The sequence below is a fragment of the Melissospora conviva genome (genome assembly GCF_049523535.1).
In the GTDB taxonomy this organism is placed as follows: domain Bacteria; phylum Actinomycetota; class Actinomycetes; order Mycobacteriales; family Micromonosporaceae; genus Melissospora; species Melissospora conviva.
In genome coordinates this window covers 726,785-746,558 of sequence record NZ_JBLLDT010000001.1, presented here as the reverse complement: position 1 = coordinate 746,558, position 19,774 = coordinate 726,785, and the positions used below count along the sequence as shown (strand labels likewise).

Here is a 19,774-nt window from a genome sequence, read left to right as displayed (position 1 = left end):
GCCGGGTGGCCGACTCGTGGCACAGATCAGCCGAGCATGCCCGCGGCAGCCCGCGGCTGCGGTGTGAGCGCATCGCCGACACGGTCAACCAGGAGGGCCATCTCGTAGCCGACCTGACCCACGTCGGAGCTGCGCGCCGCCAGGACGGCGAACGAGGAACCATCCGAGATGGACATCAGGAAAAGGAATCCGTTGTCCATCTCGACGACTGTCTGGAGCACCGCGCCGCCCTCGAAGCAGCGAGCCGCTCCCTGGGTCAGGCTGACCAGTCCGGAGGCGATGGCCGCGAGTTGGTCGGCTCGGTCCCGCGGAAGGTCCCGGGACGACGCGAGGAGCAGGCCGTCCGCGGAGACCGCGATCGCGTGTGCGACTCCCGGCACGCGATCGGCGAAGTTGGTCAGTAGCCAACCCAAGTCCTGCGTAGTTGTCATCCTTCATGCTCCTTCTGCCCGCTCTTGGCCGTACCGCCCGAGCCAGACTGCGAGGATTGCTGCCCTCCCGGAGTTGCCTCCGGGTTGGTCGATGTGCCGTCCATCGGGTTGGTGCGCCCACGTTGGACACCACGATGGTAGGCGGAGAGCAGACCACGTACGGCCTCCGGGGACCGTCGCTGCACCGCGACGGCCGGCTTCTCCACGCCACCGGGGACCAGTTGCGCCATCGGGGTGCGCTTCGGCAGGCCCTTTGCGGTGGTGGTCTCCACGGGACCGGCCTTGGCGGCGCTGGCCGCCCGCCAGCCCTCGTCGGCGGCGGTCTGCCACCCGCCACCGCCGGTGGGGCGGCGTACCGGGGGTGGGTCCTCGTCCTGGGTCGCGGCCGGTCGCGCCTGCTGCGGTGCGAAGCCCGGCGCCGGCACGGCCTTGCGGGCTGCGGGGCCCGGCGGCGTGCCCGGCCCGGCCTCGTCTGCGGGCCGGCGGGTACGGAACCAGTTGGACTCGAGCTCCCGGAAGATCGGCAGCTCCATCGTCTCGTCGGCGTAGGCCGGGGCCGGACGGGCGCCGGCGGGGCGGGCCGGCACATGTCCCCCGGCGTTGCGCTGCGGGGCAGCGGCGCCCGCCGTGCTCTCCGTACGGGGCACTCGCGGCAGTTCGGTGGTCAGGTCCGACGCGGCGGGCCGTTGCTGGGGTCCGGGCTGTTCAGGCCGGCGTCCGGCCGCCGGCGGCCAGGCCGGCGGAGCACCGGCGGGGGTGCCCGGACTCTGCGCGCCGAAGCGGTCCTGCGGACCACTCGGGCTCTGCGCACCGAACGGCTTCGGCGGTCCACCCGGGTGCTGCGGGCCGCTCGGAGTCTGCGGGCTCTCCGGTGTCGCGCTCTTGCGCGGCGCGAACATACCGCCGCCGGCGGTGTCGCTCTCGCCGCTGCGCTGCTGTGGAATGGCGGCCTCGCCGGGGCGGGCATCCGACTGCTCACCACCGGCCCGGCGCTGCGGCAGCGGCTCGAAGCCGCCCTCCGGCTGCCGGGGAACGAACGGGTCGGCCGATTCCAGTCCGGCCACGCCGGTCAGGTCGGACCAGGCCGGCAGCGGGCGGCTCGGCGGCGGGGTCACCGAGCCGTTGCGCGGGGCGGGCGGGGTCTCCCGGCCGGCACCGAAGCCGGTCGACTGGGCCGTCGGCGACGGCGTCGATGGGCCGCTCTCCAGGGCGGCGATCGCACCGAAGGTCGGCGTGCGGCCGGCCTGCGGGGCGGCCGGGGCCGGGGGCAGGTCCAGACGCGTGCCGTTGCGGCCGGCGAGCGCGCGCGGCACGAGCACCGAGGTGGGGAGGGTGACGTCGGCGACGGTGCCGCGGTCCGAGCCGGGTCGCAGCTCGACCTTGACGCCGTGCCGGGCGGCCAGCCGGGCCACCACGACCAGACCCATCATCCGGGAGACGGTCACGTCCACCGCCGGCGGCATCGCCAGCTTCTCGTTGAGCTCGCGCAGCTGGTCGCCGCTGATGCCGATGCCGCGGTCCTCGACGTAGAGGGAGGCGCGGTCCCCGACGCGGCGGGCCTCGACGAGGATCTGCGAGTCCGGCGGCGAGAACGAGGTGGCGTTGTCGAAGAGCTCGGCGACGAGGTGCACCAGGTCGTTGACGGCGTGCGCCGAGACCTCGATGTCCCGGTCGACCACGCCGAACTCGATGCGCGTGTAGTGCTCGACCTCGGACTGGGCGGCGCGGAGCACGTCGATCAGGGCGGCCGGCTCGCGCTGCACGCGGGTGGAGTCCGCGCCGGCGAGGACCAGCAGGTTCTCGTCGTTGCGGCGCATCCGGGTGGCGAGGTGGTCGAGCTGGAAGAGCTCGGCCAGCCGGTCCGGGTCCTCCTCGCCGCGCTCCAGGCGGTCCAGGTGTCCGATGAGCCGGTCGACGAGAATCTGCGAGCGGCGGGCCAGGTTGACGAACATCGTGGAGACCGAGGAGCGCAGGGCGGCCTGCTCGGCCGCGGTCCGCACCGCCTCCAGGTGGACGGCGTTGAACGCCTTCGTCACCTGGCCGAACTCGTCGTTGCCGCGCACCGGCAGCGGTTCGGCGATCTGGCTGGCCAGCTGGGTCGGCGAGAGCTGCCCGGTGACCTTCGGGTCGCGCAGCCGGGCGACCGCCTGCGGCAGGCCGAACTGGGCGACCGAGAAGGCGCCGTCGCGCAGTTCGCGCAGCGAACGCGCCATCGAGCGGGCGACCACCCAGGCGAGGAGGATCGCCAGCAGCAGCGTGCTGAGCAGCAGCCCGGTCTCCAGGAAGACCTGGCGCTGCACGCCCGAGCGGATCTCGTCGGCCTGCGCGACCAGCTTGCCGTCCAGGTCGGCCTCGACGGCGCGGATGAGCCGCGAGTTGCCGGCCATCGCCGCGTCCCACCGGTCGGCGGTGAAGGGCGCCCCGGCGAGGCTCTCGTCGACGGTGCTGCCGATCCAGTCGCTGTAGAGATCGGACTCGCGCAGGTCGGGACCGGCAACGGTCTGCTCGTAGGACTCCTTCTCGGCCTGGTTCGACACCGACAGGAATGTCTGCAGCGCCTGCTGCTGACCGGTCTGGGTGGCGATGTACTCGGTACGCAGCAGCGGCGTGAGGCTGCCCTGGATCAGCGCGCGGTGCACGACGACCCGGCGTACGGAGAGGAATTCCTTGGCGCGGGCGGTGGCGCTGGCGGCGCGCATCCGCTCGCTGAGGTTGGTGTCGCCGGCGAGCTGGGTGGCCGAGTCGCGCACGTCGAGCAGGTCTGCGATCAGGCCCTCGTACGTCTGCGCGGCCTCGGTGAGCTTGAGCTTGCCGTTGAGCACCTGGCTGCGGATGCCGGGCAGGCCGCCGAGATTCTGGTCGATCTGGCCGAGCAGGTCGGTGAAGTTGGCCGGCACGTCCTGGATCGTCGTCCGCTGCCGCGAGTAGGGCTCGGCGGCGGCGTCGGTGGTCTTCGTCACATTGGTGTAAATCTCGGTGTAGCGCTCGACCGGCTCGCCGCCACCGGCGCCGAGCAGCAGAACCGCGTTGGCGCGCTCGTCCTGCAGCGCCGCCACGAGCTCGCCCGAGTGCTGAGTCAGGATCGCCAGGTCGTGGGCCCGGCCGGCATCGCTGAGTGTGTCCAGGTGGTCGATCAGTCCGCTCGTACCCACCACGACAGTGGCGACGGTGGGCACGATCATGATGAGACCGAGCTTGGACCAGATCGGCATGTCACTGAGCCGGCCGACAGGCCGGCGCAGACGTGACAGGAAGGAACCCGCCGCCTTTGGCCTGCTGCTCACGTCACCGTCCTCGCGTTTCAGCGCCCTGTGGCGTGCCCCGGGGCACTGCACAGCGGCCGACCCGGCGGGTCGGACCCCCGAGATTCCATCACGCCGTCACAGAAAGAGAAAGCCCAGGCGTCCTCGCATATGGCGTGTGGTGGGATGTGAGAGCAATTCGATAGCATCCCGTCGGTCCGGAGTTACTAAAAGTAATGAATCAGCCATATGGAGTTGTGCTGCTCGCAGGGCCGTCCGGCTCCGGAAAGTCGTACATCGCCCGGCAGACGGGTCTGCCGGTGCTCTGCCTGGACGACTTTTACAAAAACGGCGACGACCCGTCGCTGCCGCGCCGTGGCGACCTGGTCGACTGGGACTCCCCGCTCGCCTGGAACGCCGCCGCCGCAGTGGAGACCATCGCCGACCTGCTGCGCCACGGCCGCGCCGAGGTGCCGGTCTACGCCATCGGCGAGGATCGACAGGTCGACACCCGCCTGCTCGATCTGGCCGGATCGCCGTTCTTCGTCGCCGAGGGGATCTTCGCAGCGGAGATCGTCGAAGAATGCCGGCGGCGTGACCTGCTCGCCGGCGCCTACGCGCTGCGTCGTTCGCGCAGCACGACGTTCCTGCGACGGCTGGCACGGGACCTCGCCGAGCAGCGCAAGGAGCCCAAGGTGCTGCTGCGCCGCGGCGTCACCCTGCTGCGCGCCGAACCGGCGGTGCTGGGGCGTCAGGCCGCCCTCGGCGCCCGGCCGGCGCGGGGACGCGAGGTCATCCGCTCCGTGGCCGCGCTGACGGCCGGCCACGGAGCGGGAAAATGATCATGACATCAGTGCGGCGTAACGCGGCTTGATGATCTCGTCGATGATCCGGAGCCGTTCGTCGAACGGGATGAAGGCACTCTTCATCGCGTTGATGGTGAACCGTCGCAGGTCCGCCCAGCCGTAATCGAAGGCCTCCACCAACAAGGCCATCTCCCGCGACATCGAGGTACCGCTCATCAGGCGGTTATCAGTGTTCACCGTCACCCGGAACTGCAGATCGCTCAGCAGCCCGATCGGATGGGTGGCGATCGACTCCGCCGCACCGGTCTGCACGTTCGACGACGGGCAGAGCTCCAGCGGGATCCGCTTGTCCCGCACGTACGCGGCCAGCCGGCCGAGCTCGGGCTGGTCGCCGCGGGTGATGTCGTCGACGATCCGTACGCCGTGGCCGAGCCGGTCCGCACCGCACCACTGGATCGCCTGCCAGATCGAGGGCAGGCCGAATGCCTCGCCGGCGTGGATCGTGAAGTGGAAGTTCTCCCGCTGCAGGTACTCGAAGGCGTCCAGGTGCCGGGTGGGCGGGAAACCCGCCTCGGCGCCGGCGATGTCGAAACCGACGACGCCGGTGTCGCGGTACCGGACCGCGAGCTCGGCGATCTCCTGCGACCGGGCGGCGTGCCGCATCGCGGTCAGCAGCGTGCCGACGCGGATCTGATGGCCGGCGCGGGCTGCCTCGGCGGTGCCCTGCGCGAAGCCCTCCAGCACCGCCTGCACCACCTGGTCCAGGGTCAGCTCCCGCTCCAGGTGCTGCTCGGGCGCGAAGCGCACCTCGGCGTAGACCACCCCGTCCGCGGCGAGGTCGACGGCGCACTCGGCCGCCACCCGGCGCAGCGACTCGGCGGTCTGCATCACGGCGACCGTGTGGGCGAAGGTCTCCAGGTAACGCTCCAGCGAACCGGAGTCGGCGGCCTCGACGAACCAGCGCCCCAGCGCCTCGGGGTCGGTGGTGGGCAGCTCGTGACCGGCCGCCGCTGCCAGCTCGACGATCGTCGCCGGGCGCAGGCCGCCGTCCAGGTGGTCGTGCAGGAGCACTTTTGGTGCCTTGACGATTTCTTCGTATCCGATCGGGACCATGACCGAACCCTAATCAGCGCGCCGCCGCCACGCCCGTGCGCCACCACCGGTGGTGGCGGCCATCATGGTGCGGCCCCGCCCGAGCCGACACCCCGGCCCGGTGGCCCTGCTCCGGACGCCCACCCGCCGGCTGGGAGGATGGGTCCGAGATGAACGCGGACGTCGTGACACACCTGCGCTGCCCGGTCTGCGCCGAGCCGCTGGCCGAGGTGGGCGCCGCCCCACCGCGCTCGCTGCGCTGCCCGCGCGGGCACACCTTCGACCTGGCCCGGCAGGGCTACGTCAACCTGCTCACCGGGCGGGCCCCGCACACCGGCGACACCGCCGAGATGATCGCCGCGCGCGCCGACTTCCTCGCCGCGGGCCACTACGACCCGGTCTCGGCCGCGCTCGCCGACGCCGCCGCGCAGGCCCTGCCCCGCGACGCGTACGCCCCGCTGGTGGTCGACGCCGGCGCCGGGACGGGCCGGCACCTGGCGGCGGTCCTGGACGCCCTGCCGCAAGCCGTGGGGCTGGCGCTGGACGTCTCCAAGCCGGCCTCCCGCCGGGCCGCCCGGGCCCACCCCCGCGCCGACGCGGCCCTCGCCGACACCTGGGCCCGGCTGCCGCTGGCCGACGGCACGACCGCGCTGCTGCTCAACGTCTTCGCTCCCCGCAACGGCGCCGAGTTCCACCGGGTGCTGCGGGCCGACGGCGTGCTGCTGGTGGCCACCCCCGCCGCCGCGCACCTCGCGGAGCTGGTGGAGACGCTGGGCCTGCTGCGGGTGGACCCGGAAAAGGAGGAGCGGGTCGCGCAGAGTCTCGCCGGGCACTTCGCCGCCGTCGGCGCGACGACTGTCAGCGCCCGGCTGGCGTTGAGCCGCAGCGAGGTGCGGACCCTGGTCGGGATGGGCCCGAGCGCCTGGCACACCGACGTGGACCGGCTGGGCGAGCGGCTCACGGCGCTGCCGGAGCCGGTCGAGGTGACACTGGCGGTGCGCATCGGCTGCTACCGCCCACGCTGACCGGCGGCACAGCGGCCGGCCCGGTTCAGGTGGAGAGGTCGACCTCTTCCCAGCCCGGCGGCGGATCCTCGTGGTACGGCCCGACGAGCACCACCGCCCACTCCAGCGCCCAGCGGCGCTGACCGATGGCATTGGCGTCCAGCTCTCCGGGCAGCGGCAGCCCTTCCCGCTCGGCGTGCAGGAAGCTCCAGTCCAGGCAGTAGTAGAGGTCCAGCAGCTGCGCCGCCTCGTCGGCGGCCCGGGGCGCCGCGAGGGTCCGGGCCCGCCACTGGTCGAAGGTCTCGCCGCCGGCCAGGTCCGGGAAACGCCCGGCGGTACGCGGGTCCGGCGCCACTGTCGGGTCGATGTGCGCGGCGAGCCCGAGCACCCAGGAGAGCGCGAAGAGCGCCTCGTGGTGCAGCACGAACGACCGGTGGTCGCCCTCGGCGAGCGTGATGAACTGCCACTCCGGCGCGGTCACCTGCTCGGTCAGCCGGGAGCCGAGCAGCCAGCTCATCGCCGTCTGCGGCGGCATCCCGAAGCAGCGGGCCTGGATCAGGTGCAGCACCGCCGCCCGCGCCTCCAGTTCGGCGGTGGGGCGCAGTGCGACCTGGTCGCCGGGTTCCCAGACCATCGGGTACTCCGCAGGCGGCAGCGGCAGTCCCAGCCGCGCCAGTTCCTGCAGGCTGGCGTCGCGGACGACCTGGGGGTCCGGCGCGGGTACGGTCACGGCTCGACTTCCCTGCTGCTCATGGTGGTGTCCCGGCGAGCGAGGATAGCCGTTCGCGCCGGCCCGCCCGGCCGGGACACTCCCACCCGGTCGCCTCAGGCGATCCGGTCGATCACCAGCGGGGCCGGCGTCGGCGCCTCGGCGCTGATGGTGATGGCCGAGGCGGCCTCGGCGGCACCCGCCGGGATCAGGTCCGCCCGGCCGCTGCGCAGTTCGTAGAGGGGTTCACCGGCCCGCACCGGGTCACCGGGGCGCTTGTGCAGCACGACACCGGCGCCGAAGTCGACCGGGTCCTCCTTCCGGGCCCGGCCGGCGCCGAGCCGCCAGGCGGCGACGCCCACGGCGTACGCGTCGATCGCGGCGACGTAGCCGTCGGTGTGCGCGCGGACCACCTCGACCTCGCGGGCCACCGGCAGCGGCGCGTCGGGGTCGCCGCCCTGGGCACGGATCATCGCCCGCCAGGTGTCCATCGCCCGGCCGTCGCGCAGCGCGGCGGCGGGGTCGGCATCGGGCAGCCCGGCGGCGTCGAGCATCTCCCGGGCCAGGGCGAGGGTCAGCTCCACCACGTCGGCGGGGCCGCCGCCGGCGAGGACCTCGACCGACTCGGCGACCTCGACGGCGTTGCCGACGGTGAGTCCGAGCGGGGTCGACATGTCGGTGAGCAGCGCGACGGTCCGGACGCCGTGCGCGCCACCGAGCTCCACCATGGTCCGGGCCAGCTCGCGGGCGTCCTCGACGGACTTCATGAAGGCGCCGGGGCCGACCTTGACGTCGAGCACCAGGGCGCCGGTCCCCTCGGCGATCTTCTTGCTCATGATCGAGGAGGCGATCAGCGGGATCGCCTCGACGGTGCCGGTGACGTCGCGCAGCGCGTAGAGCTTGCGGTCGGCGGGGGCGAGCTGGTCCCCCGCGGCGCAGATCACCGCGCCGATGTCGGCGAGCTGTGCGACGAACTCGGCGTTGCTCAGCCCGGCACGCCAGCCAGGGATCGATTCGAGCTTGTCGAGGGTGCCACCGGTGTGGCCCAGACCTCGGCCGGAGAGCTGCGGCACGGCCGCCCCGCACGCCGCCACCAGCGGCGTCAACGGCAGCGTGATCTTGTCGCCGACCCCGCCGGTCGAGTGCTTGTCGACCGTGGGCCGGGTGACCGCGGAGAGGTCGAGGCGCTCGCCGCTGGCGATCATCGCCGCGGTCCAGCGGGCGATCTCCGGCGCGCCCATCCCGTTCAGCAGGATCGCCATGGCCAGCGCGGCCATCTGCTCGTCGGCGACCTGCCCCCGGGTGTACGCGTCGACCACCCAGTCGATCTGCGCGTCACTGAGCACATGCCCGTCCCGCTTGGCCCGAATCACGTCCACAGCGCTGAAAGCACCCACCGCCAAAACCCACTTCCCACTAGTCCACGTACTGCTGTTGAAGATCAGCCCCAGCGGACCGGGATCTCCATCGGAGGTTCGCCCTCGCCGGCCCAGAAGATGCCCCCGGCGGCGTCGACCACGACCACCCGCGGCGTGCGGGCCAGTCCCCAATCGATCGCCTCGGCCGGGTCCGGCCAGGTCGGCCCCTCCTCGAGCACCCCGGTCTCCGCCTCGACCTCGGCCCCGGCGGAGCGTTCCCAGTACGCCGTCCAGACCTGCCGGCCGGCGTCGAGATCGGGGTGGACGAAGACGCTGCCGCGACCGCGCCAGGCCGCGAGCCGGTCCGGCACCACCGGCACCGGGTGCTCGCCGACCACCGCTTCGATGTCGGCCACGTCGAAGGCGTGCGGAAGCAGCTGCGCCATCGTCAGCGGCCCGCCCTTCGCCTCGATCAGGCAGTTCGGCCCGCCGTGCTCCCAGAGCAGCTGCCGGCAACGGCCGCAGGGCATCAGCGGCTCACCGGTGGCGTCGACGCAGGAGAGCGCGACCAGCCGGCCTCCGCCGGTGGCGTGCAGCGCCGAGACGACGCCGCACTCGGCGCAGAGCGTCACGCCGTAACCGGCGTTCTCGACGTTGCAGCCGGCGACGATGCGCCCGTCGTCGACGAGCGCTGCCGCGCCGACGGGGAACTTCGAGTAGGGCACGTAGGCCCGGGCCATCATCTCGACGGCGGCGGCGCGTAGTTGCGCCCAGTCGATCTGCGAGTCCATCACCGCATCCTTCCGCATCGCCAACCGAACCTCCGGCCAACCGGGCCGACCGGCTGGCGGCCGGCCCGGTTGACGGAAGTGTCAGTTCTTGATGTACGGCTTTCCGGCCGCCGCGGGTCCCCGCACCTTGCCGACCAGGCCGGCCACCGCCAGCATCGTCGCCAGGTACGGCAGCATCGCCAGGAACTGGCTCGGGATGGTGCTGTTGATCGCGCTGAGGTACGTGCCGAGCTGGTCGGCGAAGCCGAAGAAGAGCGCGGCGAGCAGGGCGCCCGTCGGGTTCCACCGGCCGAAGATCAGCGCGGCGAGGGCGATGAAGCCCTTACCGCCGATCATGTTCTTGGTGAAGCTGTAGAGCGCCAGGGTGTACGACGCGCCACCGATGCCGGCGATCATTCCGGCGAGGATGACGTTGCGGTAGCGCAGGCGCAGCACCTTCACGCCGACGGTGTCGGCGGCGGTCGGGTGCTCCCCGATGGCGCGGGTCCGCAGACCCCAGCGGCTGCGGAAGAGCGCCAGGTGGATCACCAGCACCAGCAGCAGCCCGACGTAGAGGAAGATGTTGCTGCGGAACAGCGCCGGTCCGAGGACCGGGATGTCCGACAGCAGCGGCACCTCCCAGGTGCCGAAGCGCGGCGCCGAGTTGTACGCCGCGGCGTTGGTCTGCATCAGCCGCTCGTAGAGGAAGCCGGTGAGGCCGACCGCGAGCAGGTTGAGCACGATGCCCATGACGACCTGGTCGACCAGGTACCGGATCGAGAAGATCGCCAGCAGCGCCGAGATGAACGCGCCACCGAAGGCGGCGGCGACCAGACCCACCCAGACACTCTGCGAGATGGAACCGAAGAGCGCACCGGAGAAGGCGCCCATCAGCAGCTGTCCCTCGATCGCCACGTTGACCACGCCGGAGCGTTCGCAGAGCAGACCCGCGAGTGAACCGAAGATCAGCGGCAGGGCGAGCAGGAAGGTGCCGCGGACCATGTTGACCATCGGCATGAAGTTCTGCCCGGCCGGGGCCGCGGAGACCTGCCAGCAGATGAAGGAGAGCACGAAACCGATCACGCCGACGGCGAGCAGCGGCAGGAACCACTTGCCGGGGAGCTTGGCGAGCAGGGCAGCGCCCGCCGCCGCGGCGATGATCCCGAAGAGGATCGCACCGAAGGTTCCGTTGATCTCCAGCGCGGTGCCGCCGGCGTCCTCGCTGAGGGTGAACCGGGCCTGCTGATCGGTGGCGAGCGCGCCGAAGATCACGGCGGCCAGCACACCGAGGGCCAGAATCAGCAGTCCGACCTTGCGGTTACGCGTCCAGTAGCCCTCGCTGACCTCGGTCACCGCAGGCGCCGGCGCGACAGTTGTCGTCGACATGGGAGTCACCAGCCCTTCGCGAGCTTCGTCTGCGCCCGGCCGGCCCGCGCGGCGCGGAGCCCGAAGAGCGCCTTCACCAAGGCGGGTGCGGCGATGAAGATGACGATCAGCGCCTGGAGCACGCTGACCAGTTCCAGCGAGATGCCGGTGTAGGACTGCATCCGGTTGCCGCCGGCGGTGAGGGCGCCGAAGAGCAGCGCCGCCGCCAGCACACCCCACGGCTTCACCCGGCCCAGCAGGGCCACCAGGATGCCGTTGAAGCCGATCTGCGCGATCACCAACGGGGTGAGCGCGCTCGCCGTGGAGCCGAGCACCATGTTCGTCCCGCCCAGTCCGGCGAGGGCGCCGGCGACGACCATCAGCAGGACGTACGTCTTGCCGACGCTGATGCCGGCGGTGCGGGCGGCGGAGGGGTTGGCCCCCACCGCGCGCATCTCGAAACCGAGGGTGGAGCGCTCGAGCAGCCAGGCGACCGCGGCGGTGGCGAGCACCGCCACGATGATGCCGAAATGCACCCGCAGGTCGTCGCCGAAGAGGCGGGGCAGCTGCGCGGAGGCGTCCACCGGCTTGCTGATCGCGTCGGCCCGGTCGGGGCTCTTCACCCCGTTCTGCAGGATGATCCAGGCGAGGAAGTAGGTCGCCACGTAGTTGAGCATGATCGTGTTGATCACCTCGTGGGCGCCGGCGCGGGCCTTGAGAATGCCCGGGATGAAACCCCAGAGCGCGCCGCCGAGGGCGCCGGCGAGGACCGCGACGACGACGTGCAGCACCGGTGGCAGCGGCAGCAGGAAGCCGGCGAGCGCGGCGCAGATGACGCCGATGATCGCCTGCCCCTGGGCACCGATGTTGAACAGGCCACCGCGGAATGCCAGTGCCACCGACAGGCCGGTGAAGACCAGCGGGGTGCTGTAGGTCAGCGTCTCCGAGATCGGCGCGAGCACCCGCTGCCAGCTGCCCTCCCCGGCCTGCCAGGCCGCGAAGGCCTCCGCGTCGAAGATCGCACCGCGGAAGAGGTTGAGGTACGCGTCGCTGATGACCTCCCAGCTCGCGCTCAGCGCGTCGCCGGGGCGGGAGGTGAAGTAGCTGAACGTGGCGAGCACGTCCGGCGAGGAGAGCACGATGAGCACAGCGCCGATGAGCATCGACAGCACCAGGGCCAGCACCGTCACGGTGGCGCTGTTGGCCGCCCAGAGGTTGGCCAGGAAGAGCTTGCCCAGCGAGGGTGGCTGCTCCGGGCCGTCCTGGTCCGGCGCGGTGGCCGTGCGCACCGCGGCGGCGGGTTCGTTATCCGGTGTCCGCTGCGTGGGCGGAACAGGGTTGGTCATGACTTGTCCTCGTTGGCGTCGGAGGCCGCGGTACCCGCGGAGCCCGCGTACGCGCCCCGGTCGCCGCGGGCGGCGATCTCGTCCGGGACGATGCCCGCCATCAGCAGGCCGAGCTGGTCACGCGGGGTGTCGGGGTCCACGATGGCGATGATCCGGCCGCGGTACATGACCGCGATCCGGTCGGCCAGGCCGACCACCTCGTCGAGCTCGCTGGAGACGACCAGCACCGCGGTGCCGACGTCGCGCTCGTGGATGATCCGGCTGTGGATGAACTCGATCGAGCCGACGTCCACGCCCCGGGTGGGCTGGGCCGCGATGAAGACCTTCAGCGGCCGGGACATCTCCCGGGCGACGATCACCTTCTGCTGGTTGCCGCCGGAGAGGGTGCCGACGGCGGCGCCCGGCGAGGAGGTCCGGATGTCGAACTGTTCGACGCGCTCCTTCGCGGAGCCGGCGATCGCGTCCCGGTTCAGTGCCGGGCCGGAGGCGAAGGGCGGCCGGTCGTAGAGGTCGAGGATCAGGTTCTCGGCGACGCTGAACTCCTTGACCAGGCCGTCGGCGCTGCGGTCCTCGGGCACGTATCCGACGCCCGCGCCGAGCACCTTCTTGGTGCTCCAGCCGTCGATGCGCTCGCCGGCCACGCTGATCGAGCCGGCCAGCACGGGCTGCAACCCCATGATCGCCTTGATCAGTTCGGTCTGGCCGTTGCCCTGCACGCCGGCGATCCCGAGGACCTCACCGGCCCGCACGGTCAGGTCGATGCCGTCGACGGCCCGGACCCGCCGGTCGTCGTCGACCACCAGGCCCTCGATCTGCAGCACCGGCTCGCGCGGGGTGGCCGGGCCCTTTTCGACGGTCAGCTTGACGCTGCGCCCCACCATCAGCGTCGCCAGCTCTTCACGGCTGGTGGCGGGGTCGGCGGTGCCGACGGTCTTGCCGCGGCGGATGACGGTGATCCGGTCGGCGATCGCCTTGACCTCGCCCAGCTTGTGGGTGATGAAGACGATCGACTTTCCGCTCTCCTTGAGGCCGCGCATCACCGCGAGGAGCTCTTCGGTCTCCTGCGGGGTGAGCACCGCCGTCGGCTCGTCGAGGATGAGCAGGTCGACGTCGCGGGTGAGCGCCTTGACGATCTCGACCCGCTGCTGGATGCCGACCGGCAGGTCCTCGATCACCGCGTCGGGGTCGACCGGCAGGTTGTACCGCTCGGAGACCTCGGCGACCTCGCGGCGGGCGCGGCGCCGGTCGAGGATCCCGGCGATGCCACCGCGGGTGCGCTCGGCCCCGAGCATGACGTTCTCGGCCACGGTGAAGACCGGGACGAGCATGAAGTGCTGGTGCACCATGCCGATGCCGGCCGCGATGGCGTCCGACGGGCTCGTGAAGTGCACCGGTTTGTCATCGACCAGGATCTCGCCCTCGTCGGGCTGGTAGAGCCCGTAGAGGACGTTCATCAGGGTCGATTTGCCGGCACCGTTCTCGCCGACCAGGGCGTGGATCTCTCCCGGCTCCACCGTCAGGTTGATCTGGTCGTTGGCGACCAGAGCACCGAACCGCTTGGTGATGCCGCGCAGTTCGAGTTTCAGCGCAACCTCCTGGAGTGGGGCGGTGAGGTCGCTGGAGGGGAGTTCCTCCACGCCAGGCACCGCAGGCTCGACGAGCTGTCGGTGATGCGAGCCGCTCCGGCCCCGAGGGTCTCTCGGTGCCGGAGCGGCCGGATCTGTACTACGTGTTACAAACCGCGTTCCGGAGGTGGTACGTACCGGCCGCGGACCGGGTCACTTCGGCTGAGCGGGAGACTCGACCTTGATCTTGCCGGCGATGATGTCGGCCTTGAGCTGCTCGACCTCCGCCTTCAGTTCGGCCGAGACCTGGTCGTCGAACTCGTGGTACGGGGAGAGGCCCACGCCGTCGTTGGCCAGCGTGCCGACGTACGCCTCGGCGTCGGCCAGCTTCTCGCCGGCGGCGCCCTTGAGGACGGCCTCCTTCACGGCGCCGGAGATGTTCTTGGCGACCGTGGTGAGCAGGACGGAGCAGTCCTGGGTGCTCTCGCAGCCGTCAACGTCGACCCAGATGACCGAGTACTTGCCGTTGGCGGCCTTGGCGGCGGCGGTGGTGCCCAGGCCGGAGCCACCGGCGACCGGCATGATGATGTCCGCACCCTGGGCGACCAGCGCGTCGCTGACCTTCTTGCCCTCGTCCTGGGCGGTGAAGCTGTTCGAGAAGGAGCCGTTCTGCTTCTCCTTGTCCCAGCCCAGCACCGTCACGTCGGCCTTCTTGGCCTCGTTGTAGTGGGCCACACCGTCGACGAAGCCATCCATGAAGATGGTCACCGGCTCGATCTTCATGGCGCCGTAGGTGCCGACCTTGCCGGTCTTGGTCATGCCCGCGGCGAGGTAGCCGCCGAGGAAGCCGGCCTGCGCGGTGTCGAACTGCATCGAGTAGACGTTGCTCAGTTCGGAGCCGGCGTCGACGATCGCAAACTGCTGCTCCGGGTTGGCCGCAGCGATCTTGTTGGTCGCCTCGCTCATCAGGCCGCCGACCGCGAGGATGAAGTCGCAGTTCTGGCTGACGTAGGCGTTGAGGTTGACCTCGTAGTCGGCCTCGGCGTTCGACGCGACGTACTTAGGCTCGATGCCGTCCTTCTCCTCGGCGGCGGCCTGCAGGCCGGCCCAGGCGGAGGCGTTGAACGACTTGTCGTCGATGCCGCCGGTGTCGGTCACCATGCAGGCGGTGTACTTCTTGCCGCCGTCGGCGGCGTTGTTCTCATCCGGAGCGTCGCCACAGGCGGCAGCGCTCAGGACGAGCCCGCTGGCCGCGAATACCGAGACGATCCGCATCCCACGCTGAGAGCGCAAGACGGTCTCCCTTCACATTGCACACCGCTGTCAGACGGTGGCAGTTTCGAGCCGCGCGGCAGGTGCCTGCGGCTTCCCACAGTTTCGGAGGCAGAGCGTACGCCCATGCTTCCCACCACTTGGTAATCGTGCCGGACCGTTGGACGCCTGTTACGCGCGCGTGACCCGGCGGTGCATCTCGTCACGTTAGGTGTCACAAACTTGTACCGCGTGGTCTCTTGGTCCGCTTCGCCGCGAGCTCTGGCGCCTCACTGCGGAGGCGCCAGAGCTATCCTGCTCAGCGCCAGAAGACGGCGACCGCGGCGGTCACCAGCGTCATGCCGATGATCGCCAGGAAGTGGCCGCGGTTGACGCTGTCCCGCTTGCGGGCGAAGAAGACCATCACAAAGATGATCACGGCCAGCAGGAACTTGGTGACGAGCTTGGCGGGGTCGGGCTCGTTGCCGTCCCGCAGCGGAGCCGCGAGGCCGATGCCGGAGACGACCTGGATGATCGAGCCCCAGAGCATCGCCGAGTTGATCTTCAGCTTCCCGGTGACGTACTGGGCGATGGCGCCGCCCAGCAGCAGCGCGAAACCGAACAGATGCACGTAGAGCAGCACGAGGCGAAGAGCTTCCATGCGGCCAATCCTCTCCTACTACGCCCGGTCGTCGAACGGCAGGCTTTTAGCAGTGATTGCACCCGATAACTGCCGTACGCCGGAATCAACTCCCCCCACCGCGGGACGAAAGCGCAGGCACCGCCCGGATCAGCCCTTGACCGCGCCCGAGGTGAGCCCGGACACGATGTAGCGCTGCAGGAACTGGAAGACCAGCACCGTCGGGATCGCCGTCAGCAGCGTGCCGGCGGCGAAGATGCCGAAGTTGCTGTTGCGCTCGGTCCCCTCCAGCAGGCCGTACATCCCCACCGCGAGGGTCTTGGAGCCGGTGTCGGTGAGGAAGACGTTGGCGATCAGGAACTCGTTGATCGTGGTGATGAAGGAGAGCAGGCCGGCGACGGCGAGGATCGGCGCCGCCAGCGGCAGGATGATCCGGAAGAAGACCTGCGCGTGCGAGGCGCCGTCCATGGTGGCCGACTCGTCCAGCTCCTTGGGGAGCGTGTCGAAGAAGCCCTTCATCAGCCAGGTGTTCACCCCGAGCGCGCCGCCGAGATAGACGAGCATCAGGCCCCCGGCGGAGTTGAAGCCGATCGGCGGCCAGTACTCGCTCACCGTCGTGAAGATCATGAAGATCGCCACGATCGCCAGGAACTGCGGGAACATCTGGATCAGCAGCAGCGACAGCAACCCCACCCGCCGGCCGCGGAAGCGCATCCGCGAGAAGGCGTACGCCGCCAGCGCCGAGAGGAAGACCGACGCCGCCGAGGCGGTGAGCGCGATCATCATCGAGTTGAGGAACCAGGACCCGAAGGCGGTCCGGTCGAACAGTTCGGTGAAGTTCGCGAACGACAGCCCGTTGGTCGGCGCCAGGTTCGTGGAGGAGAGGGTGCCGAGCGGGTTGAACGCCGCCGAGACGACGAAGACGATCGGGAAGAGGCTGAAGACAACGGCCAGCACCCCGACCACGTGCCGCCAGCCGACCTGGGTCAGCCAGCGCCGGCGTCGGCGCGCCCGCCCCGGGGCAGCGGACGTGCCCGCCGGCGCCCGGTCCGTGACAACGTCCGTCGTCATGACAGCCCTCCCCCTGCCCCGGCGGTCACCGCGACAGGCTGCGGATAGATGGTCATGACCAGACCTCCTCCTGTGCGCGGGTCCGCCGGAAGCTGATCGCCGAGATCGTCGCCACCAGCGCGAAGATGAAGATGGAGATCGCCGCCGCGTAGCCGAACTGCGCCCCCTGGCCGCCGAACGCCAGCCGGTAGGTGTAGGTGATCAGCAGGTCGGTCGCGCCGACGGTCGGGTTGTCCACCGGGAAGGGCGCACCCTCTGTGGTCAGCCAGATCGCGTTGAAGTTGTTGAAGTTGAACGCGAACGACGAGATCAGCAGCGGCGAGAGGGAGATCAGCAGCAGCGGCAGCGTGATCTTGCGGAACCGCTGCCACGGATTCGCCCCGTCCACGGCGCTCGCCTCACCCAGCTCCTTCGGGATCGACTGCAGCGCGCCGGTGGCCACCAGGAACATGTACGGATACCCGAGCCAGAGCTGGATCATGATCACCGCCAGCCGGGCCGACCAGGGCTCGCCGAGCCAGTTGACGTCCAGCCCGAAGAGGTTGTTGATCAGGCCGAAGTCGGTGTTGAACATGTCCCGCCAGATCAGCAGCATCGCGAACGACGGCATCGCGTACGGCAGGATCAGCAGGATGCGGTAGAGGTTCGTGCCGCGCATCCGCGGATGGTGCAGCGCCAGCGCGCAGAACATGCCGAGCAGGAACGTGCCGCCGGTGGAGCCGATGGCGAAGGCGAAGTTCCAGATCAGCGTGGACAGGAACGGGCCGGAGACGTTCGGGTCGCTCAGCACCCGGGTGAAGTTGGCCAGCCCGACGCCGACCTTCCAGCCCTGCGCGAGCGTCTCGCCGTCGTCGGCGACGAAGGAACCGGTCGCCTCGTCTGCGGTCCAGACCTTGCCGGTCTCGGCGTCGCGGACACAGTCACACGCCTGGTCGTACGCCCGCACGGCCCGGCCCTCGTACGCCCGGGTCAGACCCGCGGCCCGGATGGCGCCCGCCTCGGTGGGCACGACGAAGTCGGTGACCTCCTGGCTGCGGGCTCCGGCCTGACCGAAGTTGAGGATGGTGTAGCCGTCGGCGGCAGTGATCTTGCCGCCGGTGGCGACTGTCACGTCGGCCGGGTCGAGCGGGCTGAGCCCGTCGCTGTCACCGGCGTACGCGGTCCCGGTCGTCGGGTCGGTGATCAGGAAGACCAGCGGGTCGCTGCCCGGATCCCCCTTGGTCGCGACCGAGAGGGTGTAGTCGGCCGAGTCGGCCACCCGGACCACCGAGGCGGTCTGGATGGCGGTGATCGCCTCGTCCTTGGTGCCGCGGTGACCGTCGGAGAAGTTGGTGAAGGCGGTCGCCGCGGTGATCAGCACCGGGAGCACCTGGAAGGCGATCAGGAACAACGTCCCCGGGACCAGGTACTTCATCGGGATGTGCCGGCGGGTCAGATAGAGGTATCCGAGACCGGCGGTGGTCGCCACCAGCAGCGCGAGCCCACCCCAGGCCTCGGCCTCGATCAGCGGGAAGGCTCCCCAGACCGCGATCGCGGCGGCCAGGCCGAGCAGGACCACCTTGACGACGAGTCCGGTGACGGTGACCGGCGCGTCGCTGCGCGCGGCACGGCTCGTTGGCTGCGGGCCCTCGGGCCCCCGGCCCGGGGTCTGCGGTGCAGACCCCGGGCCGGTCAGTGGCGCGTTCATTACTTGATCTGATCCGCGATGCTCTTCGCGGCTGCGTCCACGGCGCCCTTCACGTCGGCGCCGCCGACGATCGCGGCCTCGGCCTTGCCGAACGGGTCCCAGATGGCGGCCATCTCGGGGATCGCGGGCAGCGGGTCACCCTCGGCGCCGGCGGCCTGGAACTTGGCCAGGTCCGGGTCGGCGCCCTTGACCTGGTCGAGCGCGGCGGTCAGCGCCGGCGGCCGGGCCTCGGCGTTGTAGAGCGCCACCGCGACCTCGGTGGAGGTGGTGTAGTTGGTGACGAACTCCTGCGCCAGGGCCTTGTTGGCACCCTTGCTGGCGACGTAGAAGGCCTGCGCGCCGATGAACGGGCGGGCAGCCTCACCGTCGGCGAAGCCCGGGATGTTGGAGATGTCATACGAGATCTCCGCCTTCTTGGCGTCCGCGGTGGCCCACGGTCCGGAGATCAGGAATGCGCACTTGCCGCCGGCGAAGGTGGAGATGGAGTTGGTGTCGCTGATCGAACGCTTCAGCGCACCCTCGCCCTTCTCACCCAGCTTGGCGATCTTGGAGAAGGCCTCGACCGACTCCGGCTTGCCCACACCCAGGTCGCTCGGGTCGTAGCCGCCGTCGGCGCCGGTGCCGAAGAGGTAGCCGCCACCGGAGGTGTAGAACGGGTAGATGTGGTACGCGTCACCCTTGTCGCCGACCTGCAGGCAGAGGATCTCGCTGACCTTGCCATCGGCCTTGAGCTTCTTGCCGGTGGCCACGAGGTCCTCGATGGTCTTCGGCGCCTCGGGTGCCAGCTCGGTGTTGCGGATCAGCGCCAGGTTCTCCATGGCGTACGGCACACCGTAGAGCTGGCCGTTGTACGAGGTGGCCGCGATCGCGGTCTCGTTGAAGCCGGCCTTCTGCTCGGCGGTGAGCTGAACGGGGTCGATCGCCCCGTTCTGCACCATGTTGCCGATCCAGTCGTGGGCGCCGACGACAACATCCGGCCCCGCGCCCTGCTGGGAGGCGGTCACGAAGTTGGTCTGCAGGTCCTTGGAGACCGCCTGGACCTCGACGGTCACGCCGTTCTCGGCGCCGAACTTCTCCGCGAAGGGCTTGAGTGCCTCGGTCCGCTTGTCGTCGGCCCAGATCACCAGCTTGCCGCCGGCCGCGTCGGTGGACGTCTCCGCCGGTTCGTCGCTCGTGCCACAACCGGCAAGCGCCAGCGCCATGGCAAAAGCGGCGACGACACCCGTGGTACGGATGCGCATCGTTGCTCCTGTCGTCGTGGCTGACGACCGGGGGCGGCCGCCAGCCTTCTGGTCTTCAAAAGTTCACGCAACCGGCGCCCGCGGGTGCCGCGCCGCTGCGGTCCCAGGTGTTGCCGGGACGTTAGCAACAGGTTGCAGCGATTGGAAGACTTTGCAAAGTGTACGCAAGGATTTGCCGATGGGTTAAGGTGCGGCC

General features: G+C 70.6%; 16 protein-coding genes. 2 read left to right on the top strand and 14 right to left on the bottom strand.

What is annotated here, in order from left to right; genetic code table 11:
- Positions 1-26: 26 nt before the first annotated feature.
- Both ACK8GG_RS03755 and ACK8GG_RS03750 read right to left on the bottom strand, forming a co-directional pair.
- The gene (locus tag ACK8GG_RS03755; protein WP_440348226.1) at positions 27-431 is read right to left on the bottom strand and encodes a roadblock/LC7 domain-containing protein; all 405 of its coding nucleotides are present in this window, start codon (positions 429-431) and stop codon (positions 27-29) included.
- Positions 428-3,715: a sensor histidine kinase gene (locus ACK8GG_RS03750; RefSeq protein ID WP_440348227.1), complete on the bottom strand. Its 3,288-nt coding sequence runs from the start codon at positions 3,713-3,715 to the stop codon at positions 428-430. The genes ACK8GG_RS03755 and ACK8GG_RS03750 overlap by 4 nt, the downstream gene beginning before the upstream one ends.
- 194 nt (positions 3,716-3,909) lie before the next feature.
- On the opposite strand from ACK8GG_RS03750, the gene ACK8GG_RS03745 reads away from it, so the two are divergent.
- Positions 3,910-4,515, top strand: coding sequence for a uridine kinase family protein (locus tag ACK8GG_RS03745; protein WP_440348228.1), 606 nt, complete (start codon positions 3,910-3,912; stop codon positions 4,513-4,515).
- On the opposite strand, the gene ACK8GG_RS03740 is transcribed toward ACK8GG_RS03745, so the two are convergent.
- Positions 4,516-5,592, bottom strand: a complete 1,077-nt coding sequence (locus ACK8GG_RS03740; protein WP_440348229.1) for an adenosine deaminase — start codon at positions 5,590-5,592, stop codon at positions 4,516-4,518.
- A gap of 149 nt (positions 5,593-5,741) precedes the next feature.
- Here ACK8GG_RS03740 and ACK8GG_RS03735 point away from each other — a divergent pair, with 149 nt between their 5' ends.
- Entirely contained in the window at positions 5,742-6,596 is an 855-nt protein-coding gene (locus ACK8GG_RS03735) for a putative RNA methyltransferase (protein ID WP_440348230.1), read from the top strand.
- 25 nt (positions 6,597-6,621) lie between these two features.
- Here the strand turns inward: ACK8GG_RS03735 and ACK8GG_RS03730 are convergent, their stop codons facing one another.
- The 11 genes from ACK8GG_RS03730 to ACK8GG_RS03680 all read right to left on the bottom strand — a co-directional run bounded on the left by ACK8GG_RS03730 (position 6,622) and on the right by ACK8GG_RS03680 (position 19,578).
- A complete protein-coding gene (locus ACK8GG_RS03730; RefSeq protein ID WP_440348231.1) occupies positions 6,622-7,305 on the bottom strand; it encodes a DUF4272 domain-containing protein in 684 nt (227 codons plus the stop codon).
- 95 nt (positions 7,306-7,400) lie between these two features.
- Complete coding sequence (locus tag ACK8GG_RS03725; protein WP_440348232.1) at positions 7,401-8,681, bottom strand: thymidine phosphorylase; 1,281 nt, start codon at positions 8,679-8,681, stop codon at positions 7,401-7,403.
- A 44-nt stretch (positions 8,682-8,725) separates the two neighbouring features.
- On the bottom strand, positions 8,726-9,433 hold the full coding sequence (locus tag ACK8GG_RS03720; protein WP_440348233.1) for a cytidine deaminase: 708 nt from the start codon (positions 9,431-9,433) through the stop codon (positions 8,726-8,728).
- Positions 9,434-9,514: 81 nt separating this feature from the next.
- The gene (locus ACK8GG_RS03715) at positions 9,515-10,798 is read right to left on the bottom strand and encodes an ABC transporter permease (protein WP_440355536.1); all 1,284 of its coding nucleotides are present in this window, start codon (positions 10,796-10,798) and stop codon (positions 9,515-9,517) included.
- A 5-nt stretch (positions 10,799-10,803) separates the two neighbouring features.
- The gene (locus ACK8GG_RS03710) at positions 10,804-12,123 is read right to left on the bottom strand and encodes an ABC transporter permease (protein ID WP_440348235.1); all 1,320 of its coding nucleotides are present in this window, start codon (positions 12,121-12,123) and stop codon (positions 10,804-10,806) included.
- Entirely contained in the window at positions 12,120-13,760 is a 1,641-nt protein-coding gene (locus tag ACK8GG_RS03705) for an ABC transporter ATP-binding protein (protein ID WP_440355535.1), read from the bottom strand. Before ACK8GG_RS03705 ends, ACK8GG_RS03710 begins: the two co-directional genes overlap by 4 nt.
- A 141-nt stretch (positions 13,761-13,901) precedes the next feature.
- Positions 13,902-14,963, bottom strand: coding sequence for a BMP family lipoprotein (locus ACK8GG_RS03700; RefSeq protein WP_440349194.1), 1,062 nt, complete (start codon positions 14,961-14,963; stop codon positions 13,902-13,904).
- Between the two features lie 295 nt (positions 14,964-15,258).
- Positions 15,259-15,600 carry a hypothetical protein gene (locus tag ACK8GG_RS03695; RefSeq protein ID WP_440348237.1) on the bottom strand — a complete coding sequence of 114 codons (342 nt, stop codon included), beginning with the start codon at positions 15,598-15,600 and terminating at the stop codon, positions 15,259-15,261.
- A gap of 129 nt (positions 15,601-15,729) precedes the next feature.
- Positions 15,730-16,650 carry a sugar ABC transporter permease gene (locus tag ACK8GG_RS03690; protein WP_440348238.1) on the bottom strand — a complete coding sequence of 307 codons (921 nt, stop codon included), beginning with the start codon at positions 16,648-16,650 and terminating at the stop codon, positions 15,730-15,732.
- A 52-nt stretch (positions 16,651-16,702) separates the two neighbouring features.
- Positions 16,703-18,337 (bottom strand): ABC transporter permease subunit, encoded by a 1,635-nt coding sequence (locus tag ACK8GG_RS03685; protein WP_440355534.1) that lies wholly within the window; start codon positions 18,335-18,337, stop codon positions 16,703-16,705.
- A complete protein-coding gene (locus ACK8GG_RS03680; RefSeq protein ID WP_440355533.1) occupies positions 18,337-19,578 on the bottom strand; it encodes a sugar ABC transporter substrate-binding protein in 1,242 nt (413 codons plus the stop codon). Before ACK8GG_RS03680 ends, ACK8GG_RS03685 begins: the two co-directional genes overlap by 1 nt.
- Positions 19,579-19,774 lie beyond the last annotated feature (196 nt).